A 13,040-nucleotide genomic window follows, 5' to 3' on the forward strand; every position below is an offset into this window, starting at 1 on the left:
AATTCTCTATTTTGGAAGATGTTATAAATATTTATAGGCTATCGATACCGTATGAAAGCTTGTAACAAATCACTCTAAAAGATTATTTGTCGGCTTTCTCATCCGCAGTGCTCTCATCTTTTGGCAAATACTTATTCAAGGCTGCCTCTTTGTGCGTCTCATCTGCCAACGGGAAACCCAACTTAGCGCGTGCTTGAACATAACCTTGCGCTACTTTACGAGCTAAAGTACGCACTCTTAAAATAAAGCGTTGACGCTCAGTCACTGAAATTGCACCACGGGCATCAAGGAGGTTAAAGGTATGCGACGCTTTTAAAACCATCTCATAGGCAGGTAAAGGTAGATCTGCTGCTACCAACTTATCTGCTTGCTCTTCATAGAAATTAAATAGATCGAACATCTTAGGCACGTCAGCGTGTTCAAAGTTATAAGTCGACTGCTCCACCTCATTTTGATGGAACACATCGCCATAGGTCACTTTACCGAATTCGCCATCGGTCCAAACCAGGTCATAGACGCTATCCACACCCTGAATATACATCGCTAGACGTTCAAGACCATAAGTAATTTCACCAGTTACAGGGAAGCACTCAAGACCGCCCACTTGCTGGAAGTAAGTGAACTGAGTCACTTCCATACCATTTAACCAGACTTCCCAGCCCAAGCCCCAAGCGCCTAAAGTAGGAGATTCCCAGTTGTCTTCGACAAAGCGTACATCATGGGTCAAGGTATCAATCCCAATCGCCTCTAAAGAGCCTAAATAAAGCTCTTGAATATTTGGTGGGTTTGGCTTCATAACCACTTGGAACTGATAATAATGTTGTAAGCGGTTAGGGTTGTCTCCATAACGACCATCGGTTGGGCGACGTGAAGGCTGGACATAAGTGGCGTTCCACACCTCTGGGCCTAAAGAACGCAAAAATGTTGCCGTGTGAAAGGTCCCTGCGCCCACTTCCATATCGTAAGGTTGTAGAACCACACAGCCTTTTTCTGCCCAATAAGTTTGCAAAGTCAAAATCAATTGTTGAAAAGTCATAATGTCGCCACGTTTTAATGAAAATAGGGATGAATAAGCCAGTCGAATGTGACCGCTTAGAGTCAATTTTTTTAAGGGTGTACTTTAATACGCTCACCTTACTAAAAAAACGCTATTTTATCTATATTGTAAGTCGAAATGATGCAAATGATAGACAAAAAAATACCTAGATGGTAGCCCATCTAGGCAGGAGGAAAAGCATGCTATCGTGGTCAACAGGTGGCCACTCATCTTATTGTAGTTATACTTTGTAATTATCTTTTTTAACTATCTTATTATATATTTTTTTATAATGTCCGAGGTTATAGTAATGTTTCAGGATATTACGCGTTGGCTAATATCCTGATAAGTCTCTGTGCTTAGGCAGTCTCTTTGCTTAAAGATAAATTAAACGTAAGAGTCTGCAGTGGCTTTTGGCATGATGAGCCATAGGATTAAGTAAATCAAAATACCTGGAACGGCGGCACTGGCAGTAGAGATAATAACAAACAAGATACGGGTCAAATTAGGAGACCAGCCAAAATACTCAGCGATTCCGCCCATAACGCCAGCAATCATGCGATGATTACGTGAACGATGTAATTTATTTAGTCTTGCCATTACAACTTTCTCCTTTCTAAAATGACACGGTAACAAACTGCCAAATGACCTGTAAAAAATAACAGGCAACAAATCAATAAAGGAAATAAGGGTTGGCTGTGCTATTCTATAAGTTTGTTACAGTCGAGCTTATATCTACCCTAATGAATCTAACTTATATTATTATAGCGCTGATTAACAATATTGCTGTTTAGACTTTACCCTGTCTTTGTAACTTTATACTAAAACCTTTGCTGAAAACTATGAATAAAATCGCAGTGTGAGTATGTGTAACTTATTATTTTAACAACAATTATTTTAATTTAAGTTTCTGCCTCCTGCTCATTACAACCCCGCTGAGTGCTACAGAGTATAATGACTTACAACGGATAAAAACTAACTAATACACACTGACCGATTTATCAAACCAGACCACCTAAATAACTATTTAAATGGCTTTCAAATTAAATGACTTTCAAATCAATAAAGTTAAATTATTAAAGCTAAGTAAGTTAAGCCACTAAGGATTTTATTATGCAAAAATCAGGACTGATGATTGGCCACTTTGAGCCTCTTCATTTAGGACATATTCGTAGCATTTTGCATGCTTCATCAATCGTTGAGATATTGCACATTGTCATTACCCAGCACCCTAATCCCAACCCTAGATTTCCGGTAACACTGCAAGATAAAGCGCGTTGGCTGCAAATGGCCTGTAGTGACTTGCCTTTTATTAAAATTCATACTTGTGATGATTTCTCCTTTCCCGTGCATGACAGTATCGAAGACATTACCATCAATATCGATGCCTATAATGCTAAGATTGATTACATCCAAGACAAGTTTGCCATTGATAGTGACAATGTTCTGCTGGTCACAGAAGGGCACCCTTTATCGAAGCCTGCCGTGACTTCAGCCTTAAATATTGAGGTCACCACCACCCCGCTTCATCCCGAGTTTGACAGTACCGCCATTCACTATAACCCAATCGCTAACTGGGATATTATCCATCCTGAAGCCCGTGGCAACTACACCCGTACAGTGGCTATTGTTGGTGGCGAAAGCTCTGGAAAAACCACTTTGGCCCATAAATTGGCCAACTATTATGGGGCTGATTTGGTGTTAGAGATGGGCAGGCTGTATGTCGGTACTGACCTTGGTGGCACAGAAGAAGGGCTGCAATATAGTGATTACGGTCCCATCGCTTTAGATCATGCCCAAGCCATGCGTGAGACCATGTACCAAGCGCAATCTCCAATCACCCTTGTCGATACTGACTTTGTGACCACCCAAGCCTTTTGTGAAGAATACGAGGGACGTACTCATCCTTTCGTCACCGCTTGCATCGAAGAATTCCGCTTTGACCATACACTCTTTTTGGCCAACAACACGCCTTGGGTAGATGACGGTATGCGCTCTTTGGGCAGCCAAAGTGCTCGTGAACGTTTTGAAGACAGACTAACCGCCCTATTTGAGCGTCATAATATCGAAACGCATCGAATTACTAGTCCCGATTATTTCCAGCGCTATCAAGAGGCTATCGCCTATATTGACCAGCATGTTTTTAATAAATAAACTGGTCATAAATAAATAGCTTATCCTTAAAACTGGTATAAGATTTATCTAAGTCTGTATGGATAAAAACCACACAGACCTTGCCCAAACCTAGTTGCTAACCTTTCACATTAAGGACTAACATGCGTATCAAACTACTCGATAACCTCACTGGAAAGTGGGCCTTACAATGGATTATAGCCTGGTTCATCTTCGGTGTGATTGCGCTAAGCTCTGGCTTTTGGCTGACCACAGAGCATACCCAATTAGATTGGTTTTATTTAGGGGTTTCTCTAGTAGGTTTAGGCTGCGTGGTGTCTTTGTCTTTTCGCAGAAATGTCATGGGCAATGGTTTAGGCATGCTGGCAACTGCCGGAGAGGTTGTGGTGCAAGGAACTTCAGGGGCTGTCGGCCTGATGCTGGCGCCCTTATTTAACTTCTTTACTCATGCTTATGGTCTTTTTTATTGGTCAAAAAACACAGATCCTGATGGCAACATGGTGCCAAAATCCGCCACAAAATGGGTTTGGTTGGTTACTCTAGCCTTCATTGCCATTGGTCTGGCCATGTTCCCTATAGTTAACGATTGGTTGGCCCAAAAAGGCTATGCTGTGGTTCAAGATGATGGTAGCCAGTTTTTAGGCATGATAGATTTTTATTGGATTAATGTCTTCGCCTTTGTGCTTTCAATTACTGCTCAAGCCACAATGATCCTGCGCTATTCTTTTAACTGGTGGATTTGGATTGCAGTAAACTTCGTGTGGTTAATCGTTAACCTAATGACAGGCAATTACATCTTCGCTATTCAGACCATGGTGTATCAGATTAACTCTTTTATTGGTTTATATGAGTGGCAGCGCAGTGCAGCAGAAGCCGCTTAGCTATTAAACAGTTTTATTTAAATAAAAAATACCGCGATTATTCGCGGTATTTTTTTGTGTTAAATTCTATCTTGTTAGGCTTTGCTTTATAGCTTAATTAACTATTGAACCTATTAAGCTTTGCTAGGATTGTAGTCTTTTAAAGCAGCAATACGATCATCTAATGTAGGATGCGAACGGAAAAAGTTAGCAATACTGAAGCTTTGTGATTGACCAGCTGAGATAGCAAAAGCTTTCATATTCTCTGGCATTTGATCCGGACGCTGTTCTGCAGGGCGCAGCGCATCTAAAGCACTGATCATTTTCTCACGGCCAGCCAGCTTCGCTCCCATTTCATCAGCACGGAATTCACGTTTTCTTGAGAACCACATTACAATCGCTGAAGCTAAGAAGCCCAGTAAGATATCCATCACAATACTGGTCACAAAGTAACCAATCCCTGGACCGTCCTCATTTTTGAAAACCACTCTATCGACGAAGCTTCCAACGACACGGGCGAAGAACATCACGAAGGCGTTAACCACACCTTGAATCAAAGCCAACGTTACCATATCACCATTGGCCACGTGACCAATTTCATGGGCCAATACTGCCTCGACTTCATCAGGAGTCATGGTGTGTAGTAGACCTGATGACACAGCGACTAGGGCTTTGTTTTTGTTCCACCCAGTAGCAAAAGCATTGGGCTGAGCATTGTCAAAAATGCCCACTTCAGGCATATCAATTTTTACTGCTTTGGCTTGCTTTGCTACGGTATCTACAAGCCACTTTTCAGTAGCATTACGAGGCTGTTCAATGACCACTGTCCCTGTTGATCTTTTGGCCATCCACTTAGATAGCAGTAGTGACACCATCGAGCCTACCATGCCGTAAATGGCACACATTACCGCTAAGCTACCAAAGTTTATGCCTCCGGCACCGTGGACAGAGCCGAGACCAAAAAAGGCCGACAAAATACTAAAAACAATGCCGAAGACCACCAGCACTGCTAAGTTGGTTAATAAAAACAGGCCAATACGCATCATACGTTAACTTCCTTTAAATATATTTGAGAAGCAATAAGGAACTTATTATTACCTAAAATCTAAGCCCCACTTTGCAACTGTCATGACTAACTTAAATGGGGTCTTTGGGCTAAAAATTCAATATTTTCTTTGCTTATATCATCCGCTATGGGCTAAAAATATAAACTTTAAGCCTATCTTCTACACAGCGGTTTACTTTAGGGTAGGTTATTGCAATAATAAGTTAATCACATTATAGATCTTGGCGCGGTCACTGGTTGGGTCAAGGCTCTGCAATATACGCTATTGGGAACTTACTCCCTATTAACTAATAAGGACATTAGAATGGCATCACGTAAACGCTCTGAAAAGCGTAGCTTAGATCAATGGCTGGCTGACTATGCGGTTAGCCACCAAAATCCTATTAACAAGAAAATCCATTGGCTATGCGTGCCCACAATTTTTGTGAGTATTTTAGGCATGGGCATGTCTGTCGCGGCTTGGTTCACTATCGTAGCTGCCATGCTGGTGGCCATATTCTACTTGCGCCTATCTACCCCGTTGTTTATCGCTATGGGTATGTTCATGCTGATTAGTATGGCTGCCATTGCCTTACTTCCTTTAGGATTCAAGGCTTGGGCCGCTATCTTTGTGGTGGCATGGATTGGACAGTTTATTGGCCACAAGCTTGAAGGTAAGAAACCTTCCTTCTTTGAAGACTTACAGTTCTTATTAATTGGACCGGCCTGGGTAGCCCATACCTTGATGGGGAAAAAAATCAAATCCAGTGCCTAAATCACTTTCTACTCTCTGAATCAGTCGATCTACTTTTTTGAAGCAGACTATTAATATTTATGCCACTAATGATATCGGAAAAAATATACTCCGAGTTTATTAGTGGCTTCAATTGACAGTTATTAGGCTAATTGCAGTGATTTCCTCTATCCTGATTATTACTGCTAATTAAAAGATGACCAATAACTAAAAGACAACCAAAAGATTTGGTTTTGCCCTCCTACACCTGCAAAAATTGATAAATATTTGTTAAACTATGGACCGCTATATGTAAGCCTTACTTATTACCCATGTTTGGCTTTATAAGTAAAAGTTTAATTAAAGCATTGATAAGCTAATTTTTATTAGTGAACCTTCAGCTTTAATTCAAAGAGCTAATTTAAAACTATAAACTTTTTCACCTTATGCAAATTTTGTTGATAACTAAAAGTCTTTTAAAGGAGAAATAACTGTGAAATTATTAAAAAAATCATTAAGCCTTGCGGTACTTGTTGGTCTTGGCACAGTAAGCGTTGCCGGAAATGCGGCCACTTATGAAATCGACCCCAATCATGCCAACGCTCGCTTTTCTGTAAATCATTTTGGCACCTCAACTAACGCTGGTGGCTTCTATGGCCTTACCGGTATCGTTCAATACCAACCAGAAGCGAAAAAAGGTTTCGTAGGTGTGACTATTCCTATTGGTAGCTTAGAAACTGGTAATAAAGCTTTTAACAAGCACCTAAAATCTGCTGATTTCTTTAATGCAGAGAAGTTTCCAACCGCCTACTTCAAATCAACTGAATGGCAGTTTGATGGCGATAAAGTGAAAGCGGTTAAAGGTGACTTAACCTTACTTGACCAAACTCACCCAGTAACTTTAACTGCCACCAACTTTAACTGCTATGACAGCCCAATGTTAGAAACCCAAGTATGTGGCGGTGACTTTGAAACTACTATTGATAGAACCAAATGGGGCATGAATACTTATACCGATGGCGGTATGATGAAAGATATCAAGCTAAAGATTCAGATTGAAGCAGGTCTAAAAGACGACAAGAAGACCGAGAAAAAAGAGAACAATAAAAAATCTTAATACGCACAAGCTTTAATCCAATTTTGGCCAATTTTACGTTAGTTTATAACGCATAGGGTAAAAAAAGGCGCCACTTAATAGTGGCGCCTTTTTGTTTTCAAGCCAATAAACAAATACAACTTAATCCGCTAAAGCCTGAATCAGCTCAAAACGTGGTACAGTTTTACCCTCGACGGTTACCGTTTCAGTAAACATCTCAAGCGGACGTACCCACACATCATAGTTGCCATAAAGACAGCGATACACTACCAATGATTCCTCAGTTTCTGAGTGACGCGCTGTGTGTAGCACTTGGTAGAGACTGCCTTTGTAATGGCGGTAAATGCCTTGGGGTACGCTTTTAATTGTCACTTTATTACTCATCCTGTTTTAGTGATTTATGGCTGTATTTTGGTTAGCACCAAATGTCACACTCTAAACAAAAGCTCTATGCACAACTTAAGCAATAGTCACTCGAGCAAACGCTTTTTTACCGGCCTGAATCACCACAGTTTGACCCGAAGTTAAACTAAAGCCTGCATTCACCTCTTCGCCATCAACCTTAACCGCATTGCGTTTTAGCATGTCTTTGGCAGCCGCACTGTTTTTAGCCAGGTCTGCTTGGTTTAAGATTTGGGTGATAAACAAAGCGTCTTGACCGTCTTCAAGCTCTAGAGTCACCTCTGGTAAATCCACAGGCAACTCACCATCAGCTAAGACGTTACCCGCTGATTTGTGAGCATTGGCTGCAGCTTCTGCTCCATGGAAACGTTCAATAAGCTCTTCTGCTAAGATGCGCTTGATCTCTTGTGGGTTACGTCCCTCTTCCATCTCTTTCATTAGCGCATTCACCTCTTCCATAGGTTTAAAGCTTAGGAATTCGTAATAACGCTGAATGAGGTCGTCTGGCATAGACAATAGTTTTTGGTACATGGTGCCTGGCGCATCGTCTACACCCACGTAGTTACCTAGTGACTTCGACATCTTATTTACGCCATCTAAGCCTTCTAGAATTGGCACAGTAATACATACTTGTGCTTCATGACCATAACGTCCTTGAAGGGTACGACCCATCAATAGGTTAAAGGTTTGGTCGGTACCGCCCATCTCAACATCGGCCTCAAGAGCAATCGAGTCATAACCTTGCACAAGAGGATATAAGAATTCGTGAATGGCAATTGGAGTTTGTGAAGCATAGCGCTTCGCAAAATCATCACGCTCTAACATACGGGAGACAGTAAGCTGACTGGCCAATTGAATCATGTCACCAGCGCTCATTTCATTAAACCACTGCGAGTTAAAGACTACCTTAGTTTTGTCTTTGTCTAAGATTTTAAACACTTGCTCAGCATAAGTTTTGGCATTCGCCAATACTTGTTCATCGGTTAGCGGTGGACGTGTGGCGTTTTTACCAGAAGGGTCACCAATTTTCGCGGTATAGTCACCGATTAAGAAATAGATCTCATGACCTAAGTCTTGGAAATGCTTTAGTTTATTGATTAGAACTGTGTGGCCTAAGTGCAAGTCAGGAGCTGTTGGATCAAAACCTGCTTTAATTTTTAAGGGGCGACCTAGCTTTAGCTTAGCAATCAAATCCTCTTCTGAATAAATCTCATAAGTACCACGTTTAATAATAGCCAGTTGCTCTTCAATACTTAAGTTATTAGTGGATTGTTCTGACGTCGCTTGGCTCATATCTGCCTCAATTATTTTGTGATGAATGAATAGGAAATAACAGTCTAATCAGGACTATGTTAATGAGTATAAAAAAGGAATGCTAGGATTTTAATGAAGAATGCTGCAAAAAGCTATTTTCACGGGCGTTTTATAACCATTTTTGGTAAAGCCTTATCCAGTTCAAGCCTTAAATCCCTATTTAAATAGATTTTTTCTTACCAATTGAACCGGCCTATCTACTACTCAGAGCTTTTTTGAACTGCGATAAAAAGCTTATCTAAGCGCCTTTTGTTATAATAACAGCAACACTGCTTTACGACAGTCTCTTATTTTTTATTGCAACCAATGTAGCAGGCCTATGACACCTACCAAATTACCCCCTAATGATAGTACTTTAGAAGACTTACAAAATTTGGAGTCTGCTTTATCTGAGACTCTTTTTGACAGTTTCGACACTGGTTATTACATCGGTATGATGTCAGGAACTAGCCTTGATGGTATGGATGCAGTTATTTGTCAGTTTGATGACTCTGATAATGAGAAGATTGTTGCCACTCATACCAAGCAGTTTCCAGAGCACCTACGCGACACCCTATTGGCATTATGTCAGCCCAATGGCATCACTAATCTAGCGCACCCTGTAAAAAACACCATTTTAGAGCAGCAACCTCAAAGTGAGCTTGAATGGTTTGGCTGGGCCAGCCGTGAGTATGCCGAATTCGCCAGTACTGTCGTCAACGAACTGCTTGAACAGTCAGGCATTACCGCGGATGCTATCCTGGCCATTGGTTGCCATGGTCAAACCGTGCGTCATCGTCCAAACCTAGGCTTTAGCTTGCAGTTGGTAGATCCCAATATTATTGCTGAACGTACGGGCATCAGCTTGGTTAGCGACTTTCGCCGTAGAGACATGGCCGTAGGCGGTCAAGGGGCTCCTCTAGCGCCCGCATTTCACTTGGCACAATTTGCTGACCCTACCCAGTCTGATAAAGACCTCATTGTGGTGAATCTAGGCGGTATTGCCAATATTACGGTCTTACCGAGCAATCAAGCCGACCAAGTCATTGGCTACGACACGGGGCCGGCAAATATTTTGCTAGATGCTTGGTATCAGAGCCATCATCCTGACTCTGCCACCCTTTATGATGACGCAGGCCAGTGGGCACAGTCGGGCACCGTCAATTCAGAGCTGCTAGCCCAGCTTATGGCTTACCCCTACTTTGATCAAAATGCCCCCAAAAGTACAGGTCGAGAAGAGTTCAACTTAGATTGGCTTATGCAGCAAATTGAGCAATTCAGCGCAGAGACCGAGCAGAGTATTGATGCCGCTTCAGTACAAGCCACCTTGACTCAGCTGACCGCTCAAAGCTTATGTGATGCCATTCAAACCGAGTCTGATCGGTTAGGCCTCACCCCTGGCAATATCATTGTTTGTGGTGGTGGTGCTTATAACCCTAATTTAATCAGCCAAATCGCCCAGCAGTTGCCTGATTGGCAGGTAGCCACAAGCCAAGAGTTTGGCATAGCTCCCACTTGGGTAGAAGCTATGGCGTTTGCTTGGTTGGCGCGTCAGACCATCATTGGCGCAACGGGTAACCTACCCGCCGTTACCGGTGCGACTAAAGCTGTGGTGTTGGGTCAGGTTTGTTTTGCCTAGTCCAAAGCTATAAACGAAGATAGCTTGAATCAAAGACAGCCCCAGACAGCTTGTAATGCCAACAGCGTTACGCTAAAGACTGCACCCATTGCACAATCTGATTGCTCGGCAGTGCCCCTGACTGTCGAGCAATTTCTTGGCCCCCTTTAAAAACCACCATGGTTGGCAAGCTGCGAATGCCATGAGGTGCAGCGGCTTGCTCAAACTTATCAGTCTGTAGTTTCGCAAATACCACGTTGGGCAACTGCTTAGCAGCTTGCTCAAATTGTGGCGCCATCATATGACACGGCTGACACCAGCTTGCCCAAAAATCAACGATGGTTAACACCTCATTTTTTTGGATGGTTTTATGGGCAGTTTGACCAGTTAATACCACTGGAGCGGCTGTCAATAAAGAGCTTTGACACTTACCACACACCGGACTTTGGTTCAGACGTTCAGCAGGGATTCTATTGGTTGCCGCACACTTGGGGCAGACCAGATGTAATGACTGTGAGCTACTCATGATTTTGTACCTTTAAATTTATTGTAAATAAGCGGTTTAGGGATAGACTTTCACAACCCAGTGTAAACCAATCAAATACACTTGGCTTATACAAATAGTCCATCTTTCTCCTGCAATTTGTTATATTATACAATTATATATATTGATACTTAGAACTGGATTTCAATAGGCCAAGTCTATGCAATTGTAATCATCAGCGGCTCCAGTTAACTGGTCTTTAATGTGAGGCTATCGTGGCGGAAAAACAAACATCAGCTAATCGTCTTGAGAATAACAGCTGGCTTGCTAAGTTAATCCCAGAGTGGATATTGACTTATGATACCTCTCGCCTGCCCGCCGATATCATTGCAGGACTGGTGGTCGGCATCTTAGTTATCCCTCAAAGTTTGGGCTACGCTGTATTGGCCGGCTTGCCCCCAGTTTATGGTATCTATGCCTCTATCATACCGGTACTGGTGTATGCTTGGGTTGGCTCAAGTAATATCCAGGCGATTGGCGCTGTGGCGATTACCGCTATCATGACCGCCAGTAGCTTACATGGCTTAGCCATAGAAGGCAGTGTGCAATACGCCATGCTAGCCAGCTTACTGGCACTGATGATGGGCTTTATACTTTGGCTCGCGGGCAAACTCAAACTTGGCTGGATTATGCAATTCATTAGCCGCGGCGTCTCTGCAGCCTTTGTTAGCGGTGCCGCGGTATTGATCTTTGTTAGCCAATTAAAATATGTGACCAATATTGCGGTTAGTGGCAATACTTTACCAGGTTATGCCACAAGCTTATTGACGCAACTAACTACTTTTCACCTGCCTACCTTTATCATAGGTGGCGTTAGTTTTACCTTATTTATGCTAAACCGTTATGCCAGTCATTGGTTATGGCAGTCTTGGTTACCGCCTGCCCAAGCCAAATGGGTAGGGCGCTTATTTCCTTTAGTGGTGGTCATAGTCGCCATTGCCTTAAGCCATTTTGGTCAGTGGTCAAACCAAGGTATCCGCATTATCGGTGAAATCCCCTCCGGCTTACCGATGCTGGTTGTGCCCAAGTTTGATTCCCTGTCTCAGGTTGCTACTTTATTACCGACCGCAGGGTTAATGGCCTTAATTGTGTTTGTCTCTAGCAGCTCGGTTGCCAGTACCTATGCCCGTATGCGAGGGGAGAAATTTGATGCCAATAAAGAGCTTCAAGGGCTAGGCTTGGCCAATATAGCTGGAGGCTTTAGCCAAAGTTTTCCGGTAGCGGGTGGCTTCTCGCGTACTGCTATTAATGCCGACTCAGGGGCTAAGACTCCTTTGGCCAGCCTCGTTACTGTGCTCATTATGGTGGCCACTTTATTAGCCTTAGGCAATATTATCGCTCCCCTCCCTTATGCGCTTTTGGGGGCAATGATTATGGCCTCTATTCTTAGCCTTATTGATGTAGAGACCTTCAAGACAGCCTTAAAGACAGACCGTTTAGACGCTCTCAGCTTTGCCGCTACCTTCCTGGGGGTACTGTCATTTGGCCTTAATGTGGGCTTGGTAATCGGTATTATTGTGTCTTTTGCGGGTCTTATCTGGCAGTCAAGCCAACCTCATATTGCCGTGGTCGGTCGACTCGAGGGGACAGAACATTTTCGCAACATTCACCGCCATGATGTGATTACCTATGACAACCTGTTGATTATGCGAGTCGATGAAAGTCTTTTCTTCGGAAATAGTCAGTCGGTCTATAACCAGATCAAAGAGGCGCTTAACCAGCACCCTAAAGCCCATGAGCTGGTACTGATTATGTCCTCGGTGAACCACATTGATCTTACGGCTCAAGAGATGCTCATCACCCTAAATCGTGAACTAAAAGCTACTAATAAACGTTTACATTACAGTTTTATCAAAGGTCCGGTGATGGACATCATTGAACAAACGCCTGTGATTACTGAGCTTTCTGGGCGCCTCTTTTTGAGTACCATGCAAGCGATTACTTTATTAACCGATAATGACCGACATAACGATATTTATCCCACGATACAAAAAAGAGAATTTGAATAATCCAATCTCTGTACACGACAAAAAACAAAAAAGCTGACTAAGGACAAGGCATAATAGTAATTTTTCTGACGAACCACACTATGCCAAACCTTAATCAGCTCATAAATATATTATCGCAAAACCTAACCATGAACAAGGCAAGATTGACGTGTTTAGCCTTAATTACTCTAGCGATAATACAAGTACAAAGTAGCAACCTCAAACAAATAGCAAGAGGATTTGTCAAAGGTAGGACAAATAGTAATTACAGACGGCTACAACGCTTCTTTGC

12 protein-coding genes are annotated in these 13,040 nt (G+C 42.5%); 6 read left to right on the top strand and 6 right to left on the bottom strand.

Annotated elements, in window-relative coordinates; genetic code table 11:
- Nucleotides 1-82: 82 nt before the first annotated feature.
- Nucleotides 83-1,036, bottom strand: a complete 954-nt coding sequence (glyQ, locus tag A1019T_RS03015; RefSeq protein WP_077450363.1) for a glycine--tRNA ligase subunit alpha — start codon at nucleotides 1,034-1,036, stop codon at nucleotides 83-85.
- Nucleotides 1,037-1,423: 387 nt separating this feature from the next.
- Complete coding sequence (locus tag A1019T_RS03020; RefSeq protein WP_077450364.1) at nucleotides 1,424-1,636, bottom strand: PspC domain-containing protein; 213 nt, start codon at nucleotides 1,634-1,636, stop codon at nucleotides 1,424-1,426.
- 513 nt (nucleotides 1,637-2,149) lie between these two features.
- Between A1019T_RS03020 and nadR the strand changes: the two genes are divergently transcribed.
- Together nadR and pnuC are read left to right on the top strand one after the other, a co-directional pair.
- Nucleotides 2,150-3,190, top strand: a complete 1,041-nt coding sequence (nadR, locus tag A1019T_RS03025) for a multifunctional transcriptional regulator/nicotinamide-nucleotide adenylyltransferase/ribosylnicotinamide kinase NadR (protein WP_077450365.1) — start codon at nucleotides 2,150-2,152, stop codon at nucleotides 3,188-3,190.
- 122 nt (nucleotides 3,191-3,312) lie between these two features.
- Nucleotides 3,313-4,050 carry a nicotinamide riboside transporter PnuC gene (gene pnuC, locus A1019T_RS03030; RefSeq protein WP_077450366.1) on the top strand — a complete coding sequence of 246 codons (738 nt, stop codon included), beginning with the start codon at nucleotides 3,313-3,315 and terminating at the stop codon, nucleotides 4,048-4,050.
- A gap of 113 nt (nucleotides 4,051-4,163) precedes the next feature.
- Here pnuC and htpX read toward each other — a convergent pair whose 3' ends face one another.
- Complete coding sequence (htpX, locus tag A1019T_RS03035) at nucleotides 4,164-5,075, bottom strand: protease HtpX (RefSeq protein WP_077450367.1); 912 nt, start codon at nucleotides 5,073-5,075, stop codon at nucleotides 4,164-4,166.
- A gap of 324 nt (nucleotides 5,076-5,399) precedes the next feature.
- On the opposite strand from htpX, the gene A1019T_RS03040 reads away from it, so the two are divergent.
- Complete coding sequence (locus A1019T_RS03040; RefSeq protein WP_208608015.1) at nucleotides 5,400-5,849, top strand: Mpo1 family 2-hydroxy fatty acid dioxygenase; 450 nt, start codon at nucleotides 5,400-5,402, stop codon at nucleotides 5,847-5,849.
- A gap of 451 nt (nucleotides 5,850-6,300) precedes the next feature.
- A complete protein-coding gene (locus A1019T_RS03045) occupies nucleotides 6,301-6,924 on the top strand; it encodes a YceI family protein (protein WP_077450368.1) in 624 nt (207 codons plus the stop codon).
- 120 nt (nucleotides 6,925-7,044) lie between these two features.
- Here the strand turns inward: A1019T_RS03045 and A1019T_RS03050 are convergent, their stop codons facing one another.
- Both A1019T_RS03050 and tyrS read right to left on the bottom strand, forming a co-directional pair.
- Nucleotides 7,045-7,275, bottom strand: a complete 231-nt coding sequence (locus tag A1019T_RS03050; RefSeq protein WP_244156515.1) for a DUF1653 domain-containing protein — start codon at nucleotides 7,273-7,275, stop codon at nucleotides 7,045-7,047.
- Between the two features lie 87 nt (nucleotides 7,276-7,362).
- Entirely contained in the window at nucleotides 7,363-8,598 is a 1,236-nt protein-coding gene (gene tyrS, locus A1019T_RS03055; protein WP_077450370.1) for a tyrosine--tRNA ligase, read from the bottom strand.
- A 340-nt stretch (nucleotides 8,599-8,938) separates the two neighbouring features.
- On the opposite strand from tyrS, the gene A1019T_RS03060 reads away from it, so the two are divergent.
- Nucleotides 8,939-10,237 (top strand): anhydro-N-acetylmuramic acid kinase, encoded by a 1,299-nt coding sequence (locus A1019T_RS03060; RefSeq protein WP_077450371.1) that lies wholly within the window; start codon nucleotides 8,939-8,941, stop codon nucleotides 10,235-10,237.
- A gap of 67 nt (nucleotides 10,238-10,304) precedes the next feature.
- On the opposite strand, the gene trxC is transcribed toward A1019T_RS03060, so the two are convergent.
- Nucleotides 10,305-10,742, bottom strand: a complete 438-nt coding sequence (trxC, locus tag A1019T_RS03065; RefSeq protein WP_077450372.1) for a thioredoxin TrxC — start codon at nucleotides 10,740-10,742, stop codon at nucleotides 10,305-10,307.
- Nucleotides 10,743-10,975: 233 nt separating this feature from the next.
- On the opposite strand from trxC, the gene A1019T_RS03070 reads away from it, so the two are divergent.
- Nucleotides 10,976-12,769, top strand: a complete 1,794-nt coding sequence (locus tag A1019T_RS03070; protein WP_077450373.1) for a SulP family inorganic anion transporter — start codon at nucleotides 10,976-10,978, stop codon at nucleotides 12,767-12,769.
- Nucleotides 12,770-13,040 lie beyond the last annotated feature (271 nt).

It is taken from the genome of Psychrobacter piechaudii (assembly GCF_900162825.1).
GTDB lineage: Bacteria > Pseudomonadota > Gammaproteobacteria > Pseudomonadales > Moraxellaceae > Psychrobacter > Psychrobacter piechaudii.

Coding starts and splice junctions, on each gene's coding strand:
- glyQ (WP_077450363.1), bottom strand. CDS start 1,036: ATGACTTTTCAACAATTGATTTTGACTTTGCAAACTTATTGGGCAGAA.
- htpX (WP_077450367.1), bottom strand. CDS start 5,075: ATGATGCGTATTGGCCTGTTTTTATTAACCAACTTAGCAGTGCTGGTG.
- A1019T_RS03040 (WP_208608015.1), top strand. CDS start 5,400: ATGGCATCACGTAAACGCTCTGAAAAGCGTAGCTTAGATCAATGGCTG.
- tyrS (WP_077450370.1), bottom strand. CDS start 8,598: ATGAGCCAAGCGACGTCAGAACAATCCACTAATAACTTAAGTATTGAA.
- A1019T_RS03060 (WP_077450371.1), top strand. CDS start 8,939: ATGACACCTACCAAATTACCCCCTAATGATAGTACTTTAGAAGACTTA.
- pnuC (WP_077450366.1), top strand. CDS start 3,313: ATGCGTATCAAACTACTCGATAACCTCACTGGAAAGTGGGCCTTACAA.
- nadR (WP_077450365.1), top strand. CDS start 2,150: ATGCAAAAATCAGGACTGATGATTGGCCACTTTGAGCCTCTTCATTTA.
- A1019T_RS03020 (WP_077450364.1), bottom strand. CDS start 1,636: ATGGCAAGACTAAATAAATTACATCGTTCACGTAATCATCGCATGATT.
- trxC (WP_077450372.1), bottom strand. CDS start 10,742: ATGAGTAGCTCACAGTCATTACATCTGGTCTGCCCCAAGTGTGCGGCA.